The organism is Spirosoma utsteinense, from assembly GCF_014282275.1.
GTDB lineage: Bacteria > Bacteroidota > Bacteroidia > Cytophagales > Spirosomataceae > Spirosoma > Spirosoma utsteinense.
On sequence record NZ_VFIA01000008.1, the window covers coordinates 35,885 to 53,301 of the forward strand.

The 17,417-nt window shown below is 52.5% G+C and carries 17 protein-coding genes; 12 read left to right on the forward strand and 5 right to left on the reverse strand.

Features of this window, described 5'->3' with window-relative positions; all coding sequences use genetic code 11:
• Positions 1-57: 57 nt before the first annotated feature.
• Entirely contained in the window at positions 58-732 is a 675-nt protein-coding gene (locus FH603_RS08040) for an SDR family oxidoreductase (RefSeq protein WP_186736956.1), read from the reverse strand.
• Positions 733-897: 165 nt separating this feature from the next.
• On the opposite strand from FH603_RS08040, the gene FH603_RS08045 reads away from it, so the two are divergent.
• Positions 898-1,629: an MlaE family ABC transporter permease gene (locus FH603_RS08045; RefSeq protein ID WP_186736957.1), complete on the forward strand. Its 732-nt coding sequence runs from the start codon at positions 898-900 to the stop codon at positions 1,627-1,629.
• Between the two features lie 90 nt (positions 1,630-1,719).
• The gene (locus FH603_RS08050) at positions 1,720-2,466 is read left to right on the forward strand and encodes an ABC transporter ATP-binding protein (protein ID WP_186736958.1); all 747 of its coding nucleotides are present in this window, start codon (positions 1,720-1,722) and stop codon (positions 2,464-2,466) included.
• A 132-nt stretch (positions 2,467-2,598) separates the two neighbouring features.
• Here the strand turns inward: FH603_RS08050 and FH603_RS08055 are convergent, their stop codons facing one another.
• On the reverse strand, positions 2,599-4,995 hold the full coding sequence (locus tag FH603_RS08055; protein WP_186736959.1) for a TonB-dependent receptor: 2,397 nt from the start codon (positions 4,993-4,995) through the stop codon (positions 2,599-2,601).
• A gap of 235 nt (positions 4,996-5,230) precedes the next feature.
• Here FH603_RS08055 and FH603_RS08060 point away from each other — a divergent pair, with 235 nt between their 5' ends.
• The 10 genes from FH603_RS08060 to FH603_RS08105 all read left to right on the forward strand — a co-directional run bounded on the left by FH603_RS08060 (position 5,231) and on the right by FH603_RS08105 (position 14,766).
• Complete coding sequence (locus tag FH603_RS08060) at positions 5,231-5,473, forward strand: DUF4926 domain-containing protein (protein ID WP_186736960.1); 243 nt, start codon at positions 5,231-5,233, stop codon at positions 5,471-5,473.
• A gap of 67 nt (positions 5,474-5,540) precedes the next feature.
• Entirely contained in the window at positions 5,541-6,236 is a 696-nt protein-coding gene (locus tag FH603_RS08065; RefSeq protein WP_186736961.1) for a tetratricopeptide repeat protein, read from the forward strand.
• A gap of 96 nt (positions 6,237-6,332) precedes the next feature.
• On the forward strand, positions 6,333-6,833 hold the full coding sequence (ribH, locus tag FH603_RS08070; RefSeq protein ID WP_186736962.1) for a 6,7-dimethyl-8-ribityllumazine synthase: 501 nt from the start codon (positions 6,333-6,335) through the stop codon (positions 6,831-6,833).
• Between the two features lie 88 nt (positions 6,834-6,921).
• Complete coding sequence (locus tag FH603_RS08075) at positions 6,922-8,262, forward strand: aspartate kinase (RefSeq protein WP_186736963.1); 1,341 nt, start codon at positions 6,922-6,924, stop codon at positions 8,260-8,262.
• Between the two features lie 55 nt (positions 8,263-8,317).
• On the forward strand, positions 8,318-8,629 hold the full coding sequence (locus FH603_RS08080) for a nucleotidyltransferase domain-containing protein (RefSeq protein ID WP_186736964.1): 312 nt from the start codon (positions 8,318-8,320) through the stop codon (positions 8,627-8,629).
• Positions 8,626-9,015, forward strand: a complete 390-nt coding sequence (locus tag FH603_RS08085; RefSeq protein ID WP_186736965.1) for a HEPN domain-containing protein — start codon at positions 8,626-8,628, stop codon at positions 9,013-9,015. Before FH603_RS08080 ends, FH603_RS08085 begins: the two co-directional genes overlap by 4 nt.
• Before the next feature lie 5 nt (positions 9,016-9,020).
• Positions 9,021-10,307, forward strand: a complete 1,287-nt coding sequence (gene serS / locus FH603_RS08090; protein WP_186736966.1) for a serine--tRNA ligase — start codon at positions 9,021-9,023, stop codon at positions 10,305-10,307.
• A 230-nt stretch (positions 10,308-10,537) separates the two neighbouring features.
• Entirely contained in the window at positions 10,538-14,074 is a 3,537-nt protein-coding gene (locus FH603_RS08095) for a DEAD/DEAH box helicase (protein ID WP_186736967.1), read from the forward strand.
• Positions 14,075-14,092: 18 nt separating this feature from the next.
• On the forward strand, positions 14,093-14,425 hold the full coding sequence (locus FH603_RS08100; protein WP_186736968.1) for a DUF433 domain-containing protein: 333 nt from the start codon (positions 14,093-14,095) through the stop codon (positions 14,423-14,425).
• A complete protein-coding gene (locus tag FH603_RS08105; RefSeq protein WP_186736969.1) occupies positions 14,425-14,766 on the forward strand; it encodes a DUF5615 family PIN-like protein in 342 nt (113 codons plus the stop codon). The genes FH603_RS08100 and FH603_RS08105 overlap by 1 nt, the downstream gene beginning before the upstream one ends.
• Before the next feature lie 60 nt (positions 14,767-14,826).
• Here FH603_RS08105 and FH603_RS08110 read toward each other — a convergent pair whose 3' ends face one another.
• The 3 genes from FH603_RS08110 to FH603_RS08120 all read right to left on the reverse strand — a co-directional run bounded on the left by FH603_RS08110 (position 14,827) and on the right by FH603_RS08120 (position 17,364).
• Complete coding sequence (locus FH603_RS08110; RefSeq protein ID WP_186736970.1) at positions 14,827-15,996, reverse strand: alpha/beta hydrolase family protein; 1,170 nt, start codon at positions 15,994-15,996, stop codon at positions 14,827-14,829.
• A gap of 53 nt (positions 15,997-16,049) precedes the next feature.
• Positions 16,050-16,979, reverse strand: a complete 930-nt coding sequence (locus FH603_RS08115; RefSeq protein ID WP_186736971.1) for a CPBP family intramembrane glutamic endopeptidase — start codon at positions 16,977-16,979, stop codon at positions 16,050-16,052.
• Positions 16,980-17,103: 124 nt separating this feature from the next.
• Complete coding sequence (locus tag FH603_RS08120; protein ID WP_244967995.1) at positions 17,104-17,364, reverse strand: hypothetical protein; 261 nt, start codon at positions 17,362-17,364, stop codon at positions 17,104-17,106.
• Between the last annotated feature and the right edge of the window lie 53 nt (positions 17,365-17,417).

Genomic DNA, 17,417 nt, shown 5'->3' on the forward strand with positions numbered 1-17,417 from the left:
CAGTTGAGACAAAGCTGCCAACTTCGCGTCGGCCATGGCAGATGCCATACACCCCGCTCAAATGTCGCCTAACTGTGGCCGGATCAGGATTTCCTCAACGACAGCGCTTTTCGATAACGAGTAGGCCATCCAGGTGCTTTCCGCTACGTCTTCAGGTTTCATGAAGCGATCCTCGGGCAGGTCAGTACCGGTCCAGCTGGCCGTGAGCGTAGCCCCCGGCAAAATAGCCGTGACCTTCACATCATGCGGTTTAAGCTCTTCGCGCAGAACCCGGCTCATACCCAGCAAAGCGAATTTAGAGATGCAGTAAGAACCGCCGTTGATATAAGGCGTAATGCTGGCCGTAGAGCACATCATAAAAATATGTCCCTTCCGCTGAATCATCATGTCGCGCACCAAACCCCGCGTCAGGTGATAGGCGCTACCCACGTTCGTTGTCATGAGCTGCTCAAATGTACCTTCGGCTTCGTTATGAATCTGGCCGGGCTGAAACACACCCGTATTATTGACCAGCACGTCGACGGGCCGGTTCAGCGACTCGACGTAAGCGACCAGCGCATCGACCCCGCTACGGCTCGATAAATCGGCAGAGAAGGGCAACAGACCTGGACCGCTGATCCCGTCGATCGAGCGGGCGCAGACAATGGCATCAAATCCTTCGGCAACAAACCGGTCAACGATAGCGCGACCAATGCCTTTGGTTCCGCCCGTAACAACAATTAATGGCTTCATATAAAGTATATTGCTCCCGTTCATACCCCACTTGCCTTAAAGACCAGCAAGGTTTGTAAACGACCGCAAGTTACGGCAGAAACCATTCTACCTTTGCTTAGGTTGTTCCCAATGTATTCCAGTAGCCCGATAGTGGGCACGGATAGTTGTTCCTTAGCTGCTTGTATGTCACGGATAGGCCGGTATTTTATTTTCTTAGGGTCACTTTTTCGCAACCGCGAGAAGCTGGGTGTCTACTTAAAACTTATTCTGGGCGAGTGTAACTCCATTGGGGTTGGTTCAGTATTTATCGTCGCGCTGGTAGCGTCGTTTATCGGGGCCGTTACCTGCGTTCAGACAGCCTATAATCTCTCGAACCCGTTCGTTCCGAAAAATATCATCGCTCTCATCGTTCGCGATAGTACAATCCTGGAACTGGCTCCCACCATTACCTGCATCGTACTGGCCGGTAAAGTAGGGTCTAACATTGCCGGCGAACTGGGCACGATGCGTATTACCGAGCAAATCGATGCGCTGGAAGTAATGGGCATCAATTCGAGCTCATACCTGATCTTGCCCAAAGTAATTGCTTCGATGCTGATGTTCCCGCTGCTGGTCATTCTGGCCGGGTTTCTGTCGATCCTGGGTGGCTACATTGCCGGGGTACTGGCCGGTGTTATCTCACCTGAAGAGTACGTTTCGGGATTGCGGTACGATTACAAACCCTTCGGTGTGGCCTTTGCGCTTATCAAAACAACCGCATTTGCCTTCCTGGTATCGACAATCTCGGCCTTCCAGGGCTATAACGTTAGCGGTGGCGCCCTCGAAGTGGGTAGTGCGTCTACCTCAGCCGTCACAAACAGTTGTATCGCCATTGTAGCTGCCGATTTTATCCTCACGCAACTGCTGTTAACCTGATAAGCGAATGGGTGAATGAGCGAGTGAGCGACTCTAAGTTTGCCTTCATTCACTCATTCGCTCACTCGCTCATTCACTCCTTAGACGAGAATGATCGATATTAAACACATAGCAAAAACGTTCGGCGACCGGCAGGTATTAGCGGGTATCGACGGTTCGTTTCAACCGGGCCAGACAAGCCTGATTATCGGTGGTAGCGGTACAGGGAAAAGCGTACTGCTGAAGTGCATGATTGGCCTGATCAAACCAGATGAGGGCGAAGTTCTTTACGACGGCCGTAATTTTCTGACCGTTAATGAAGACGATCAGAAAGTGATCCGGCGCGAAATGGGGGTTCTCTTTCAGGGGTCGGCTTTGTTCGACTCAAAAACGGTACTGGAAAATGTTCGTTTCCCACTCGATATGCTCACCGATCACGCAGAAAATGACAAACTGGACCGGGCGCGGGAATGCCTGCAACGGGTTGGACTGGAAGAGGCCGCCGACCGGATGCCGTCAGAGATCAGTGGTGGTATGAAAAAGCGGGTAGGTATTGCCCGGGCAATCGTGCTGAACCCCAAATACCTGTTCTGCGACGAACCTAACTCCGGGCTCGATCCGCTGACATCCATAAAGATCGATCAGCTCATCAAAGAAATTACCGACGAGTACAAAATCACTACAGTCGTTATTACCCACGACATGAACTCGATGATGGAAATTGGCGATAAAATTATGTTTCTCTACGAAGGCAAAAAACTGTGGGAGGGCAACAGCGCTACCCTCACACAGTCTAATGTCAGCGAATTGAACGAGTTTATCTTCGCCAGTAAGCTTATTCGCGATATGCAACATTAATCGTATTACCCTGTATCCTGGACGGCCACGTCCGGGTGATTGGCTGTCTTCACTCCCGGACGTAGCGGGCCAGGATACAGTTCAGTACAAAGTCAGATAAACTCAGGCGAACATAAAACCCTTGAATAAATTCTAAAACCGCAGCCGAACGCCAGCCAGGAAGTTTCGCCCTGCCTGTGGGTAATAGCCATTATCGGCAGTGACTTTTCCTTCCGAGATATAAGCATACGTATAGCCGTTCGACTCATACAACTCATTCAGGACGTTATTGAACAGTAGCGTAAACGTAATTTCCTGAGCAAACCTGGGCTTGATGGCGTAAATGATCCGGATGTCGTTTGTAAAGTAAGCATCCAGGCTCCGGCTTTCATTGGAGGTGTTATCCAGGTACTGTTTGCTTACATACTTAGACAACAGACCAAGCTCCAGACCTTTGGCCGGTGTAAACAGCAACTGCGACCCACCAATCACGTTGGGAGAAAACGAAATATCGGTTTCGCGGTAGTCACGGCTCTCCTGGCTTCCATTGTCGAAGTTGTCCAGATACTCGGTAAAATTCCTGACTTTGTTCTGACTAAAGGTCGCATTGACGTTCCAGCGCAGCTTTTTAGCCAGCCGTGCGCCCGCTTCCAGTTCGACACCAGCGCGGTAACTGATAGGAATATTAACGCGGTTAGCCGCACCTACGTCGTTTAGTCGGCCCGATAATACCAGCTGATTCCGGTAGTTCATGTAGTAAGCGTTTGCCGTGAAGGCCAGTCGGCTCGACTGAATTTTATACCCCGCTTCGTAATCGATCAGTCGTTCCGCTCTGGGGCGACTTTGTGGTGTCGACTGGGTATAATCGTCCCGGTTCGGCTCGCGGTTCCCTACCCCCACCGATGCATAGACCGTACTACGGTCATTGAGAACATACGTCAGACCTGCTTTAGGGTTGAAAAACGTTAGATCGGCCGACTGCTGAACATTTTGCAGTTGACTGTTGAAACCCAGAAACGAGTAGTTGACCGTTCGGACCTGCATATCGGCAAACCCGTTAAGTTTGGCATTGAACTGATAGAACGCCTTTGCATACAGGTTGAAATCATTTTTTGTGGCGTTGTCGTCGTAATACCGATCCCGGATCGTGGTGTTACCCGCAACCCGCGCCCAGATGATCTCGCCAAAGTGACCACCTTTATACTGGTTCCAGCCGCCACCGATGTTAGCCGTCAACTTACCGAAGCTATTGTAATCGAGGGAGAAAACGGTTCCGTAATAATCGTTATCCAGCCAGCGACGCCGAACGATATCGGTCCGTTCGATGGTCGAATCACCAATAACGACGTTGGGCAAGCCGTAGTTGCTGAATCGGTCGTTATCCCGGTACTGCTCATAATAACCCCGTCCTTTTGTGTAGAAGAACGACGTATTGAGCCGCCAGTTCCGGCTTAGTTCGTGCGACGCTATCAACTGATAGTTATCCTGCTGATAATTATCGGTCTCGTTGTCATAGGTGTAGACGTTGTACGTTCGATTGGTTCGAAGCAAACTTTCTGGTACCCCACCCCACGACTGGTAAGTCTGCTCCTGCCCCGAAAACACGTTGAGCCGGATAAAACTTTTATCGGTGTAATACCCGCCGGATAAGTAAAATGACTTCAGATCCGAAAACGCCCGGTCGACATAACCATCGGAATTTATTTTCGAAAGCCGGGCATCCAGCACAAAGTGATTATTGAGCAACCCTGTCCCGGCCATCACGTTCACTTTGCGCGTGCCGAAGGAACCAGCCGACAAGTTCACTTCAGCGTAGGGCTTGGCTTCCAGCTTGTTCGTCTGAATGTTGACCGACGCCCCAAACGCCCCGGCCCCGTTGGTTGAGGTGCCCACACCCCGCTGAATCTGGATGCTGCTCACCGATGAGGCAAAGTCAGGCATGTTGACAAAGAATGTCCCCTGCGATTCGGCGTCGTTATAAGGAATACCGTTCAACGTCACGTTCACACGCGTAGCGTCGGACCCCCGGATCCGGATACCGGTATAACCAACGCCCGCGCCCGCATCGGAGGTAGTCACGATAGACGGCGTAAAGTTGAGTAGCTGCGGGATATCCTGACCCAGGTTGAGCTTGTCCAGATCCCGGCGCGATACATCTGTATACGCTATAGCTGATTTTTGATTGGCCCGGGTGGCACTGACCACCACCTCATCGACCGCAATGGCCGACTTTTTCAACAGCACGGGTAAGGTGGCATTTTGGGTCAGGTCCAGTGTTTGCGTTTGCGATTCATAGCCCAGCAGCGAAACACGCACCACAATCGACCCAGGCTTAAGATTTGTAAGGCGGAAGGCTCCGCTGGCATCGGTGAACGTACCGATGTAGGTACCCTCAATGGTAATAGCTGCGCCGGGCAGCGCACTGCCGGACGTAGCGGGCTCATCGACATCACGAACCGTTCCGGATAGTGAGAATTGGGCCTGTACAGGCGTGGCTGATAGCCATAATGCGGCAATCAGAAGGAAAAAGCAGGTCGTCGCTTTTTTCATAATGAAAAAGTTTGACGATAGGCAAGGGGCCAATCCTACCTTTGGTTAGATGGTAAATAAGTGTGTATTGAACTCCAGTTCCCTTCCCGGCATTACCCGGGCAGGTTCAATGGGTATAATCTCAGCCCGTTGTATTAGGGCACCCCTTTAAAAGATTAGCGGCACAAATGTACGCTTTTCTGTAAAACAACCAGAAATGTCACTCGTTTACTCTTTAAAAACAGTGTAGTAAAGTATGGACGAGTTTGATTTAGTGGTTTTGCAGGACAATACAGCCAATGAACGCCTGAGAGCGGGCGATGTAGGTACAATTTTAACAGTATACAATGAGGGAAAGGCCTTTGAGGTTGAGTTTGTGACGCTCACCGGCGAATCGGTCGCTGTTGAGACGCTACTACCCCACCAAATCAGAATGGTTCGTTCCTCTGAAGTGATGGCAGTTCGGGATATGATCTTAAAAGAAGAAACCAATTCGTAAAGTTTTGACCGTTATGCTTTTCCACTCGGACAAATAGTTCTAATTTTGCAATCCAAATTGCAAAAACATGAGCAAAAAGAACACCGGCTTGGATTTTTTAGAAGACCCGGACGCATTAGAAAATAAGCTGGAAGATGTTGGCGATTTTTTTGATCAAAATCGGAACATTGTTTTAGGTGTAGTTGGCGGTATCGTACTGCTGCTTGTTGCCTTCTTTGGCTACCGTGCCTATGTAGGGAGCCAGGACGAAACAGCCCAGGTAGAACTATTTCCGTCCATTTATAAAGTTGAATCCGACTCGCTCAAGCAGGCCCTTAACGGGGACGGCAGAACCCCCGGTTTGCTGGCCGTTGCTGACAACTACGGTTCCACAGACGCCGGAAACCTGGCCAACTTCTATGCTGGTCTGGGTTTGTTAAAGCAGGGGAAGTATGATGAAGCCATCGATCACCTGAAAAATTTCAGCTCGTCGGATCTGCTGGTGCAGGCTCGTGCGTATGCATTGATTGGGGACGCTTACATGGAAAAGAAGAGTTTCGACGAAGCAGCCGACCAGTACCGGAAAGCAGCCGACTATAAGTCGAACAAGTTCTTTACGCCCGGCTACCTCATGAAGCTGGCCATTGCTTATGAGCAGGCCAAGCAAAACGATAAAGCCGTTAGTGCTTATAACGAGATCATCGAAAAGTACGCTCAGTCTGCCGAGGCCGTTAGTGCCAGGAAGTATAAATCCGTGCTCGAAGCAGCGGTCGGCGAGTCATAAGCGTATCTGAACTAATCAATACAGCAAGGGACAAAGCCAAACCGGGTTTTGTCCCTTTTTTTATAACCTGTAGCCCGGACGCCCACGTCCTCAACTATGTCTTCAGCCGATAAGAACCTCAGCGTCTTCTCTACAGACGAATTACCCGATATCAGTCACCGCCGATTCGTCATTCTGGTGTCGGAGTGGAACACCGACGTTACCGAAGCGTTGTTCGATGGTGCCTACCAAACCCTCATCCAGCATGGATCGAAGCCAGAGAATATTATTCGTGGTAACGTGCCGGGCAGTTATGAGTTGAGCCTGGGAGCGCTCTGGTTTGCTCAGCGCGACGATATCGATGCGGTTATTGCACTCGGTTGCGTTATTCAGGGCGAAACCAAACACAATGACTACATCAACCATGCGGTAGCTCAGGGCCTGACCAACGTCAGCCTGAAAACCGGCAAGCCTGTCATTTTCGGCGTCCTGACCCCTAATGATCAGCAGCAGGCTCTCGACCGGGCGGGCGGCAAACATGGTAACAAAGGCGACGAAGCGGCTATTACGGCTATTAAAATGCTGGGGCTGCAAAAACAGGTGTATAGTAAGTTCTAATTTCAACTACGTGAATAATAGGATGTGCGCATGATATAGCACACAAACTGTTTATCCAATCACTCATTCCCTAATTCACTCATTAAAAATGCACGTCTGGAAATTCGGCGGCACGTCGGTCGGGAAGCCCGAGCGCATGCAGTCCATCCGCACCCTCATTACGGGCGATAATACCCGTAAAATTGTTGTTCTGTCGGCGCTTTCGGGCACGACCAATGGTTTGCTGGCCATCGGCGAATCGCTCAAGGCGAACGACGATGATGGTGCTAACGCAAAAATCGACGCGCTTAAGGCGCATTACGACCAGTTCATCGGTGAACTTTACGCAACCGACGCAGGCAAAACCGCCGGCCAGCAGGCCGTGGACAACGAGTTTTCGTTTATCCGGTCGCTGACGCGGATCAAGCCGTTTACGCTCAAACAGGAGAAAGAACTGGTGGCTGAAGGTGAGCTACTGAGTACGCAGCTATTTCAGGCCTACCTGACCGAGGAGGGCGTCGCGTCGACCTTGCTGCCTGCGCTGGAGTTTATGCGGATCGACGCCGACAACGAACCGGAGATCCAGTTTACGGAGCAGCGGCTGGCCGAGATGTTGCCCCAGCATACCGATAAACAGATCATCGTTACCCAGGGATTCATTTGCCGTAATCCCCGTGGCGAGGTCGACAACCTGAAGCGGGGTGGTTCCGATTATACCGCATCGCTGATTGGCGGGGCCATCCGGGCCGACGAAATCCAGATCTGGACCGACATCGACGGCATGCACAATAACGATCCGCGTATTGTAAAGAATACGTTTCCCGTTCGTGAGCTGACCTTCGACGAAGCGGCAGAGCTGGCCTATTTCGGGGCTAAGATCCTGCACCCGTCGACAATCACCCCCGCCCGCATGTTTGGCGTACCCGTCCGGCTGAAGAACACCATGGACCCGGCAGCTCCGGGCACGCTTATCGCCGAACGGACAGACGCACCAGCAGCCAGCGATCAGGTGTTTAAAGCGGTGGCGGCAAAGGATGGTATCACAGCGCTTTATATTCACTCCAGCCGTATGCTGAACGCCTACGGATTCCTGCGTCGTATTTTCGAGATTTTCGAGAAATACAAGACACCCGTCGATATGCTGGCTACGTCGGAGGTATCGGTGTCGGTTACGATCGATAATACCGAGCGTATTGACGAGATAACAGCCGAGCTGAGCACGTTCTGTAGCCTGGAAGAACCGGATTACGACCAGACCATTATCTGCATCGTGGGTAACTTCAGCGCCGACAACGAAGGGGTAGCCGTACGGGTGTTCGATGCGATGAAGAACATTCCAATTCGGATGATTTCGTACGGCGGCACCGAAAGCAACCTGTCGATGCTGGTACACGGAACCTACAAAGCGCAGGCACTCAACGCGCTCAACGAAGGGCTATTTTCGGTATAACGTAGTCGTGGTTGAGTAATGCGGCATTACTCAACCAGTAAATGCCTTATCATGCATGACAGACGCTCAGTTCTTACAGGAAATTAAGCGGTACGTTCACCGGGTCGATCCGCAAGCCGAAGTGTGGCTGTTTGGGTCGCGGGCGCGGGGCGACGCGCGGGAGGACTCTGACTGGGATTTTCTGGTCTTGACAGAGGGGCCAGCGGACAAACATCTTAAAAATCAACTGCGTGACTATCTGTTCGAAATAGAACTATCCAGCGCAAAGGTTATTGGGTCCATTATCCATTCTAAACAGGAATGGGAGGAAGATTATGGCGTCACTCCGCTATACCGTAATATCAAACGCGATAGTAAGCTGGTATGAGTCGGACAAAAGATGACCTGATAGCCTATCGCATCGAACGGGCTAACAAAACCCTTGATGCCGCCAGAACATTAGCGGCATCGGGCAATTGGAATGGCGTGGCCAACAGGCTTTACTACGCTTGCTTTTACGCCGTATTAGCACTGCTAGCCAAAAATGATATGGATACCTATACCCACAAAGGTGTTAAAATCATGCTCAGCCAGCACTTTATTAAATCAGGGCTAGTGGATATAGTATGGGGTAAACTCTATCAAAAACTTTTCGATACGCGAAACGAAGCCGATTATGAGGATTTCATCGATTTCGACGAGGAAAAACTAGGCGCATTTATCGACGATGCGCAACACTTTGTCACTGTAATTACCTCCCTTGCTAAACAGTAATCTGAATGCTTCAACTTTCCTTCATCCGCGAAAATAAAGAAACGACGCTGGCCGGACTGCGCAAAAAACACTTCGCCAACGCCGAGACTGTTGTGGATCAACTGATCACGCTCGACCAGCAACGGCGCGATACCCAGAGCGAACTCGATAATGTACTGGCCCAGTCTAACATCAGGGCAGGCCAGATCGGTGCACTTATGAAAGCGGGCGACAAAACCGCAGCCGACGCAGCCAAAGCCGAAACCGCCGAACTGAAAGCCCGCTCGAAAGAACTCGGTGATGCTCTTCGCCAAATCGAAACCGACTTGCAGGCATTACTGGTGACGCTTCCGAACCTGCCCCACAGCAGCGTTCCTGAAGGCCGCGCAGCTGACGACAATGAGGTTATCGCTGAACATGGTACCATCCCAACGCTACACACCAACGCGCAGCCACACTGGGAGTTGATCGAGAAATACGATATCATCGATTTCAAACTAGGCGTAAAAATTTCGGGAGCGGGCTTCCCGGTCTACAAAGGCAAGGGTGCCCGAATTCAACGGGCCATGATCAACTTCTTCCTCGACGAAGCGCTGAAAGCCGGATTCATGGAGGTGCAGCCGCCAATCCTGATCAATGAAGAGTCGGGCTTCGGAACGGGACAACTTCCCGACAAAGAAGGGCAGATGTACTTCGCAACTGAAGATAAGCTGTACCTGATTCCAACGGCCGAGGTACCCATTACCAATATTTACCGCGACGTTATCCTGCCCGAAAACCAGCTTCCCATCAAAAACGTCGGCTACACGCCCTGTTTCCGGCGCGAAGCCGGTTCATGGGGTGCGCACGTTCGGGGGTTGAATCGCCTGCACCAGTTCGATAAAGTTGAGATCGTACGTATCGAGAAGCCGGAAAACTCGTATGCTGCGCTCGAGGAAATGAGCCAGTATGTTCAATCATTGCTGCAAAAACTGGAACTGCCTTACCGGGTTCTGCGGCTTTGCGGGGGCGACATGGGATTCACCTCGGCCCTGACTTACGACATGGAAGTGTGGTCGGCGGCCCAGGAGCGCTGGCTGGAGGTTAGCTCGGTGTCAAACTTTGAGACCTATCAGGCTAACCGGCTTAAGCTACGCAGCAAACTGGACCGGGGTGATGGGCCGGCAAAGATGCAGCTGCTGCATACCCTGAACGGGTCGGCACTGGCACTGCCCCGGATCCTGGCGTCTATCCTCGAAAACAACCAGACACCCGACGGAATCAACATTCCAGCCGTTTTGGTCCCTTACTGCGGTTTCGACAGGATCGATTAAATAGCTTATCTAAACGATAGGCAGTACCTGGTTTTGTTACGAATACCCTGTTATGGCTTGCTATAAGAAGCCGCAGCAGGGTATTTTTCATACTGCCCGGAGTCAATAGACCAACTAATAGTCACGTTTATGGGTTGTGTGAAGGCCAGAAAGCTGAGTTTATGGAGATATGACTAAGCTTGGTCGAATACCTTATTTTTGTACTTGAATCATTACCCAAATCAACAAGCATGGCGGAACGCATCACCTACGGCAAAACGTGGTGGGGACAACAGTGGCTTAATGCGCTGACCAGCATCGACATGGCTAACCGCCTGCCGCGCGGAAAAACCTACGCCAACAAAGGAGCCGTACAGGGGCTGAAAATTGACGGGAACCAGATCAGTGCCTCTATCAAAGGGTCAGCCCCCCGGCCGTACCGGTCCAAACTATCCGTACCGCTGTTTTCTGATCAGGAGAACGAACTGCTGCTTACCGAAATACAGGAAAACCCCGTTATTCTGGCACAGCTGTTAAACCGCCAGTTGCCAGGCGAACTAACAGAATTTGCTCAGGAAAAAGGTATCCAACTGTTCCCCCATACGTTCGACGATCTGACGATGGGTTGCTCCTGCCCCGACTATGCTATTCCCTGCAAGCACCTCGCAGCGGTCGTCTATGTTATCGCCAACGAGATCGATCGGAACCCGTTTCTGGTTTTCCAGCTGAAAGGGCTGGATATTCTTACCGAATTGCAGAAGTTAAAGGTCGACGCCCCCGGTAGGGGTATTGAAGCGGTGCTCTCCTTCAAAGAGCTGTGTACCGAAGATATTCCTGAAGAAGACGAAGACTGGAAACCAGATGACACCATCCGGGCGGGCCTCGATTTTGCGACCATCCCCCCGCTTACCGATCAACTGCTCGACCTCCTGGCCCCTGAAGTGACCTTTGCCAAGAGCGACTTCCATAAATCGCTTTCAAAAGCCTATAGGTTATTCAGTAAGGCTGAAGTTAAACCAGCCATTGCCAAACCCAACGAAGCGAAAGACGTTCCTGACCCCAGCGATAGTATTGAGGTGCAGATCGATGAGCTTATGTCGCTGCGAAAGATCAACATCTTCAGTGAGCACGGCGAACCCCGACCGCTGAAAGACTTTAGTATGAATGATCTGACAGGCTGGCTCGACACCCTTACCGAGGCCGACTGGCCTGAAATGAGCGATTCGGTACGGGGGCTTTACCTCACACAGCAGTTTGCAGCTGTACTGCTGCGTCGGGGAGCGGTTGTGCCGCAACTCCTGCGCGTGGGACCAACCGAAGAGCAGTACCGGGTACGGTGGCTCCCCGCAACACTCAATGAATCGGTGCGGGATTTGGCAAGCCAGCTCACATCCCAGCTATCGCCAACGTTACTGACGGTACGCTGGCAAAAAGATATTCTGGCACTGCCCAACGAGCAGCAGGTGCTGATGCTGTGCTCGTTGCTGATGCGCCGGACAATCAGGCAGACGACCATTGAACTTTGGGAACGCTGGCCGCTTGAAGATGCCGACCGGTTGTTTTTTGGCATTGAAACATTGCGGTTCGAGGGCTTCGGCAAACGGGAAATGCCGCTGGCCATGCAGCTCTGGCTGAATGACTTTTTCCTGAGCCACAAACGCTTTGTGCCCATCATGATGGTGGAGGACAATGAACTCGGCGATGAATTTCGACTCAGCCTGCTTATCCGTGACCGGGAAGCGCCCGAGACGACGGCCCCCATCCCACTAGCCGAACTGCTCACCGACAAACAACACGCCCCCATCCGAATGGCTGTTTTACAGGATCTGCTGGTCCTCTCGCGGCACTTCCCGGATCTGGCCAGGCTAACCCAGAAAGACGCACCGGCACACCTGTTCTATAAACCGCAGGATTTTGTGAAGGTGCTGCTGGATACGTTGCCCCGTATGCAACTACTCGGTATCAGTCTCCTCCTACCCCGGTCGCTCAAGCATTGGGTTCGGCCACAGGTAGGCGGACGGCTCAAAGCCAACGTTGCCGTCAAGAACGACTCATTCATGCGGCTGGATGATATGCTTACCTTCGACTGGCAGATAGCGCTGGGAGACGAAATGGTGGATATTCGTGATTTTCAGAAACTGGTCAATAACTCATCGGGGCTGGTCAAGATCAAGGACCAGTACGTCCTGCTCGACCCTACCGAACTCACCAGGCTCTACAAACAGCTCGAAAGCCCGCCGGAATTAACCGGTCCTGAACTGTTGCGGGCAGCCCTGACCGAAGAATACAAGGGGGGGCGGTTGGGCATCTCGTCGGATGTGCGGGCGCTCATCAAGTCGTTCATCGATAGCCCTGAACAACCCCTGCCCGCTACGCTCAACGCCACCCTGCGGCCATACCAGCACCGCGGCTACGACTGGCTCGTCAAGAATACCGCCCTCGGTATGGGCAGCCTGCTGGCCGACGACATGGGTCTGGGTAAAACACTGCAGATCATTGCCCTGCTGCTCAGGTTTAAACAGGAAGGTCGTTTCAAAAAGCAGAAAGGACTGATTGTGCTGCCCACCACACTGCTTACAAACTGGCAAAAAGAAATTGCCCGCTTTGCACCAGACCTGCAGGCACGCGTATACCACGGCTCTAACCGAAAGCTGCCGGCATCATCGGATGCCTACGACCTGTTGCTGACAACCTACGGGGTAGTCCGCTCAGACCTCGATACAATCAAGAAAACGACTTGGGCAGTGGTCATCATCGATGAAGCACAAAACATCAAGAATGCGGATACAGAGCAAACGAAGGCCGTAAAAGCGCTGAAATCACCTATCCGGATTGCACTCAGCGGTACGCCTGTCGAAAATCGGCTGTCGGAGTTCTGGAGCATCATGGATTTCGTGAATAAAGGGTACCTGGGCGGGCTTAGCAAGTTCAACGAAGAGTTTGGCAAGCCAATTCAGCAGGAGCGCGACCACCAGAAACTCGATCAGTTCCGGCGGGTGACGAGTCCCTTTCTGCTCCGGCGTATCAAAACCGACAAGACTATCATCAGCGACCTGCCTGACAAAATTGAGAACAATCAGTTCTGCGCCCTCACCCCCGAACAGGCAGCCCTGTATCAAAACGTGGTGCAGGAAAGTTTACAGGCGATCGAAGACAAGGATGGTATTGCCCGGCGCGGTCTGGTGCTCAAACTGATGACGGCGCTCAAACAGATCGGAAACCACCCGCATCAGTACCTGAAAAAAGGAAATGCGGCCCCCTCGCTTTCCGGCAAGGCAACGTTATTGCTCAACCTGCTCGAGACGATTTACGCCAACCATGAAAAGGTACTGATCTTTACCCAGTATCGGGAAATGGGCGAGTTACTGCAACAGTTTATTCAGCAGACGTTTGGGCAGCAGCCGCTGTTTTTGCACGGCGGCACCTCGCGGGCCGATCGTGATGAGATGGTGGAGCAGTTCCAGCGCAACCGCTCCGACCACACCTTCATCCTGTCGCTCAAAGCAGGCGGCACCGGGCTGAACCTGACCCAGGCCAACCACGTCATCCACTATGATTTGTGGTGGAACCCCGCCGTGGAGAGCCAGGCCACAGACCGCGCCTTCCGCATAGGCCAGACAAAAAACGTACTGGTTTACCGGCTCATGAATCAGGGAACGCTGGAAGAGAAGATCGATGCCATGATCCGCTCCAAACGCGAACTCGCCGACCTCAGCGTCAAAACCGGCGAAACCTGGCTCGGCGACCTCAGCGATGAGGAACTGACAGAGCTGGTGAGTTTGGGGTAAAACCTGTAACTTTAACGTATGAGCACGGCCGTTTTAGAAACCGAAAAAATGCTGAGTCGCTTGTCGCGAGCCGAGAAAGCCCAGATTCTGCAATGGATCGTGCAGGATTTAGGTGATGTCTTCCCGGGTATCGAGCGCCAGGAAAGCCCCGCAGGTGGTGTAGCCTGTGTTGTTCGTACACGTATCCCGGTATGGCTCCTTGAGCAAACCCGTCGACTAGGCGCTACCGATGCCGATTTGCTGGTCGCCTATCCGTCGCTCCGAGCTGCCGACTTAGCGAATGCCTGGGCTTATGTGCGTACTTACTCATCAGAAATTGATGAAGCCATCAGCGAAAACGAAGCTGACTAATGGCTTTTCTGTTCGCTGATGAAAATTTTCCCATGCCTGCCGTGAAAGTATTACGGCAAATGGGCCATGATGTACAAACATTACTGCAAATTGGGCAAGCAGGTCTAGCCATTCCCGATGACGAACTATTGCGACTAACAACATCGCTGGGTCGATGCCTGATAACCCTAAACCGTAAAGACTTTATCAAACTGCACGGTCAGGAGCCAAATCATGCTGGCATTATAATTTGTAAGGCAGATTCTGATTTCGATGCGCTTGCCCGCCGAGTTGATAGTTGCCTTAAAAGCCAGCATGACCTCACCGAAGGTCAGCTACTGCGTGTACAACGTACTGCCTGAACCATGGCTCGGCGACCTCAGCGACGAGGAACTGACAGAGCTGGTGAGTTTGGGGTGATCCTACCTGAGCAACGCCATAACGGCTTCGTCACCCATTACGGCATGGGCCGGGCGCGGATGTTCGGCGTTGAAGACTTGCAGGGCAGTCGGGTCGAGGAGCGTGTTCGGCGTCTCGTCGATCTGGCCATTTTTCAGTACTCGATTTATATCCAGGTTCAGGTGTCTGGCCAGAAACCGGTAAGCAGCCGCCCGTTTGCTGGGCCCGTAATCGTGGCCTTCGGTGGGCAGATGCACGTTCTCCACCTGGCTGCTGGCTTTGTAATACGCGTAAACGGTCTGGATATACGGAAACTCCACATCGGGTGTATTCTTTGTCCAGTCCTTTCCATCCGAGATTAGCAAGAGCGGTCGGGGCGCGGCCAGCGCGGCAATTTCAACGTTGCTTGTCTGGTGGGTAGGTCGTTTGTGGATCGGCATACCGCTTTCGCAGACACAGCCGCCGAAAAAGTGGGCCGACACCATTACCACCGGTACCGAAACCTTGACGCGGGAGTCCAGCGCCGTTAACAGGAACGTTTGCGTGCCCCCGCCCGATTCGCCCGATACGGCAATACGGTTCGCATCCACATCGGGAAGGCTGGTCAGGAAGTCAAGTGCCCGTATTCCATTCAGGATCTGAAGTTTCAGCGCTTCAGGTATTTTATGCGAACACTGCTTTGAATCGCCATAGCCGAGCATGTCATAAACGAATACGACGGCTCCCATACGGGCCATGGTTGCGCAGCGCTGCTGGGTCTGCTCCTGAAAGCGGGCATCTTCCTTAGGGGCATGCCCGTGCGGACAGAGCACTGCGGCCTGTTTCCCCGACGAACGGAGGGGGCGGTACAGATTCCCCGTTACATAAAAGCCCGGTAAACTCTCGAACGTTACGTTTTCAACGGTATACCCATTCAGCCTTCGTAAACCGTGCCGAATTGGTTGAAGCGGGGCAAATCGAGGGGTTTCGGGTAAGTTCATTCCATCGCGAATGCCCTGCCGGATCTGAGCAGCCCGGGTTTCCCAGGATGCCCGGTCGTGATGGGTTCCGGAAGCGGCACGCAGGGCCTCAGCTCCCTGAGCTTCGGTATAGAAAGCACCTTGGCACAGATCGGGCCGGGCGGGATTAGGTTGAGCCACGCCAACGGCAATTCCCAGGGCGTAACACATAACGAGGGCGACTCCAGCGTTCATAGGCGGTAAGATGAGACGCTGTCAAAAGCGGAATGAGCCGGTAAGTTTACTGTCTAACGCTGCTGAAGAAAGGCGGCAATCTCCATTCCCCAGGCAATACCGATGTGGATCAGCAAACCACCCCATATGCTGCGCGTACTCAGCGCCAGCACGCCCAGCAGGTACCCGCCAAACACCGACGAAACGGCTTCGCCAAGCGGTCGTCCGAAATGGATGGCACAGTACCAGACCACCATGGGCAACACGGCTCCCGGCCCCAGTAGCCGACTCATACCAAGAACCAGAAATCCCCGAAACAGCAACTCAGTCGGGACAAAGTCCCAGCCGTAACAGAGTTCGTATACAAAGGCAGTTACCCATTCAGGTACCTTGAAAAACTCGTTGGCGTTGGTGTCTTCATAAGTTGGATACGATTCCAGAAAGTCCGGCTGATACGACGCCAGGGTAATGAGCGGAATCATCAGCGCCAGCATAACGGCATACAGCGCCAGCCCCTTCCGCCTGGGAGCCATCCCGTAAAAATTCATCGGCTGCCGGTCAATAAGCGTGTAGAACAGATAGAGCGGCAACACAATCGTTAACACCGACTGCAGATTTCGGAAGCAGTAATACAGAAAAACGAATACCTCTCCCCCAAACAGTTGCTGGCTCCAGGTATTGTGGGCGTAGAAACCGGCATAGATCGAGTAGCAAACCAGGGCAGTACCACTCCGCAGCCAGAATTCACGGGTACGCCATACGTCGGCCCGACGGTGGAAGTGCGTCCAGATCCAGACACTGCCGTAATAGGCCGTAGCGTAAAGCCCGAAGTAAAGTCCTGGCCAGCGCGGATCGTTCTGGAACGCGTCGATGTACGAATCCTCAACATCGAAATAGTAATTGATCGACAGAAGTAACGCCAGCCACAGCCCCGTAGCCATATAAAGATCAGGCCGAAAGTCAGCGCGGAGGTGGTGACGGAGGTCACGCCAGAGGGCTTTCACAGAAGTACCAGTCGGGTAGATTGCACAGAAATAGCTGACCGGGCCGGGAGTTTTCTCCAGCCAGCAGTCAGCTAATGCAAATCTATTGAGATTTCGGGGTTAACCTGTCGGTACCGACGTAGTACTAACAAGCGCAGGAGTAATCATCGTAGCCGGGATACCGTGGCGACATATGGCCATCAACCCGAATTACCCGATCCAGCGGAATTTGTTCGCCCGTAGCCAGCTCAAGGTGGTCGACACCGTCGATAGTGACAATAGCTTTCGTAAGCCCATCGGTCTTGATGAACTCGCGCAGGTCGGTGAAGTAATGAAGCCGGACAAACTTGTTGATGGGGATCGACGCCATAAAGTCGGCGTCGGTTAAAGGGGCGGATGTGGTCATGTTCGTTTCCATACCGATAGAACAAAGCCTTAAAACGAAACGTGCCCCGGTTC

Excerpts from the sequence above, each read along its gene's own strand:
- FH603_RS08040 (WP_186736956.1), bottom strand. The coding sequence starts at position 732 with ATGAAGCCATTAATTGTTGTTACGGGCGGAACCAAAGGCATTGGTCGC.
- FH603_RS08045 (WP_186736957.1), top strand. The coding sequence starts at position 898 with ATGTCACGGATAGGCCGGTATTTTATTTTCTTAGGGTCACTTTTTCGC.
- FH603_RS08050 (WP_186736958.1), top strand. The coding sequence starts at position 1,720 with ATGATCGATATTAAACACATAGCAAAAACGTTCGGCGACCGGCAGGTA.
- FH603_RS08055 (WP_186736959.1), bottom strand. The coding sequence starts at position 4,995 with ATGAAAAAAGCGACGACCTGCTTTTTCCTTCTGATTGCCGCATTATGG.
- FH603_RS08060 (WP_186736960.1), top strand. The coding sequence starts at position 5,231 with ATGGACGAGTTTGATTTAGTGGTTTTGCAGGACAATACAGCCAATGAA.
- FH603_RS08065 (WP_186736961.1), top strand. The coding sequence starts at position 5,541 with ATGAGCAAAAAGAACACCGGCTTGGATTTTTTAGAAGACCCGGACGCA.
- ribH (WP_186736962.1), top strand. The coding sequence starts at position 6,333 with ATGTCTTCAGCCGATAAGAACCTCAGCGTCTTCTCTACAGACGAATTA.
- FH603_RS08075 (WP_186736963.1), top strand. The coding sequence starts at position 6,922 with ATGCACGTCTGGAAATTCGGCGGCACGTCGGTCGGGAAGCCCGAGCGC.
- FH603_RS08080 (WP_186736964.1), top strand. The coding sequence starts at position 8,318 with ATGACAGACGCTCAGTTCTTACAGGAAATTAAGCGGTACGTTCACCGG.
- FH603_RS08085 (WP_186736965.1), top strand. The coding sequence starts at position 8,626 with ATGAGTCGGACAAAAGATGACCTGATAGCCTATCGCATCGAACGGGCT.
- serS (WP_186736966.1), top strand. The coding sequence starts at position 9,021 with ATGCTTCAACTTTCCTTCATCCGCGAAAATAAAGAAACGACGCTGGCC.
- FH603_RS08095 (WP_186736967.1), top strand. The coding sequence starts at position 10,538 with ATGGCGGAACGCATCACCTACGGCAAAACGTGGTGGGGACAACAGTGG.
- FH603_RS08100 (WP_186736968.1), top strand. The coding sequence starts at position 14,093 with ATGAGCACGGCCGTTTTAGAAACCGAAAAAATGCTGAGTCGCTTGTCG.
- FH603_RS08105 (WP_186736969.1), top strand. The coding sequence starts at position 14,425 with ATGGCTTTTCTGTTCGCTGATGAAAATTTTCCCATGCCTGCCGTGAAA.
- FH603_RS08110 (WP_186736970.1), bottom strand. The coding sequence starts at position 15,996 with ATGAACGCTGGAGTCGCCCTCGTTATGTGTTACGCCCTGGGAATTGCC.
- FH603_RS08120 (WP_244967995.1), bottom strand. The coding sequence starts at position 17,364 with ATGACCACATCCGCCCCTTTAACCGACGCCGACTTTATGGCGTCGATC.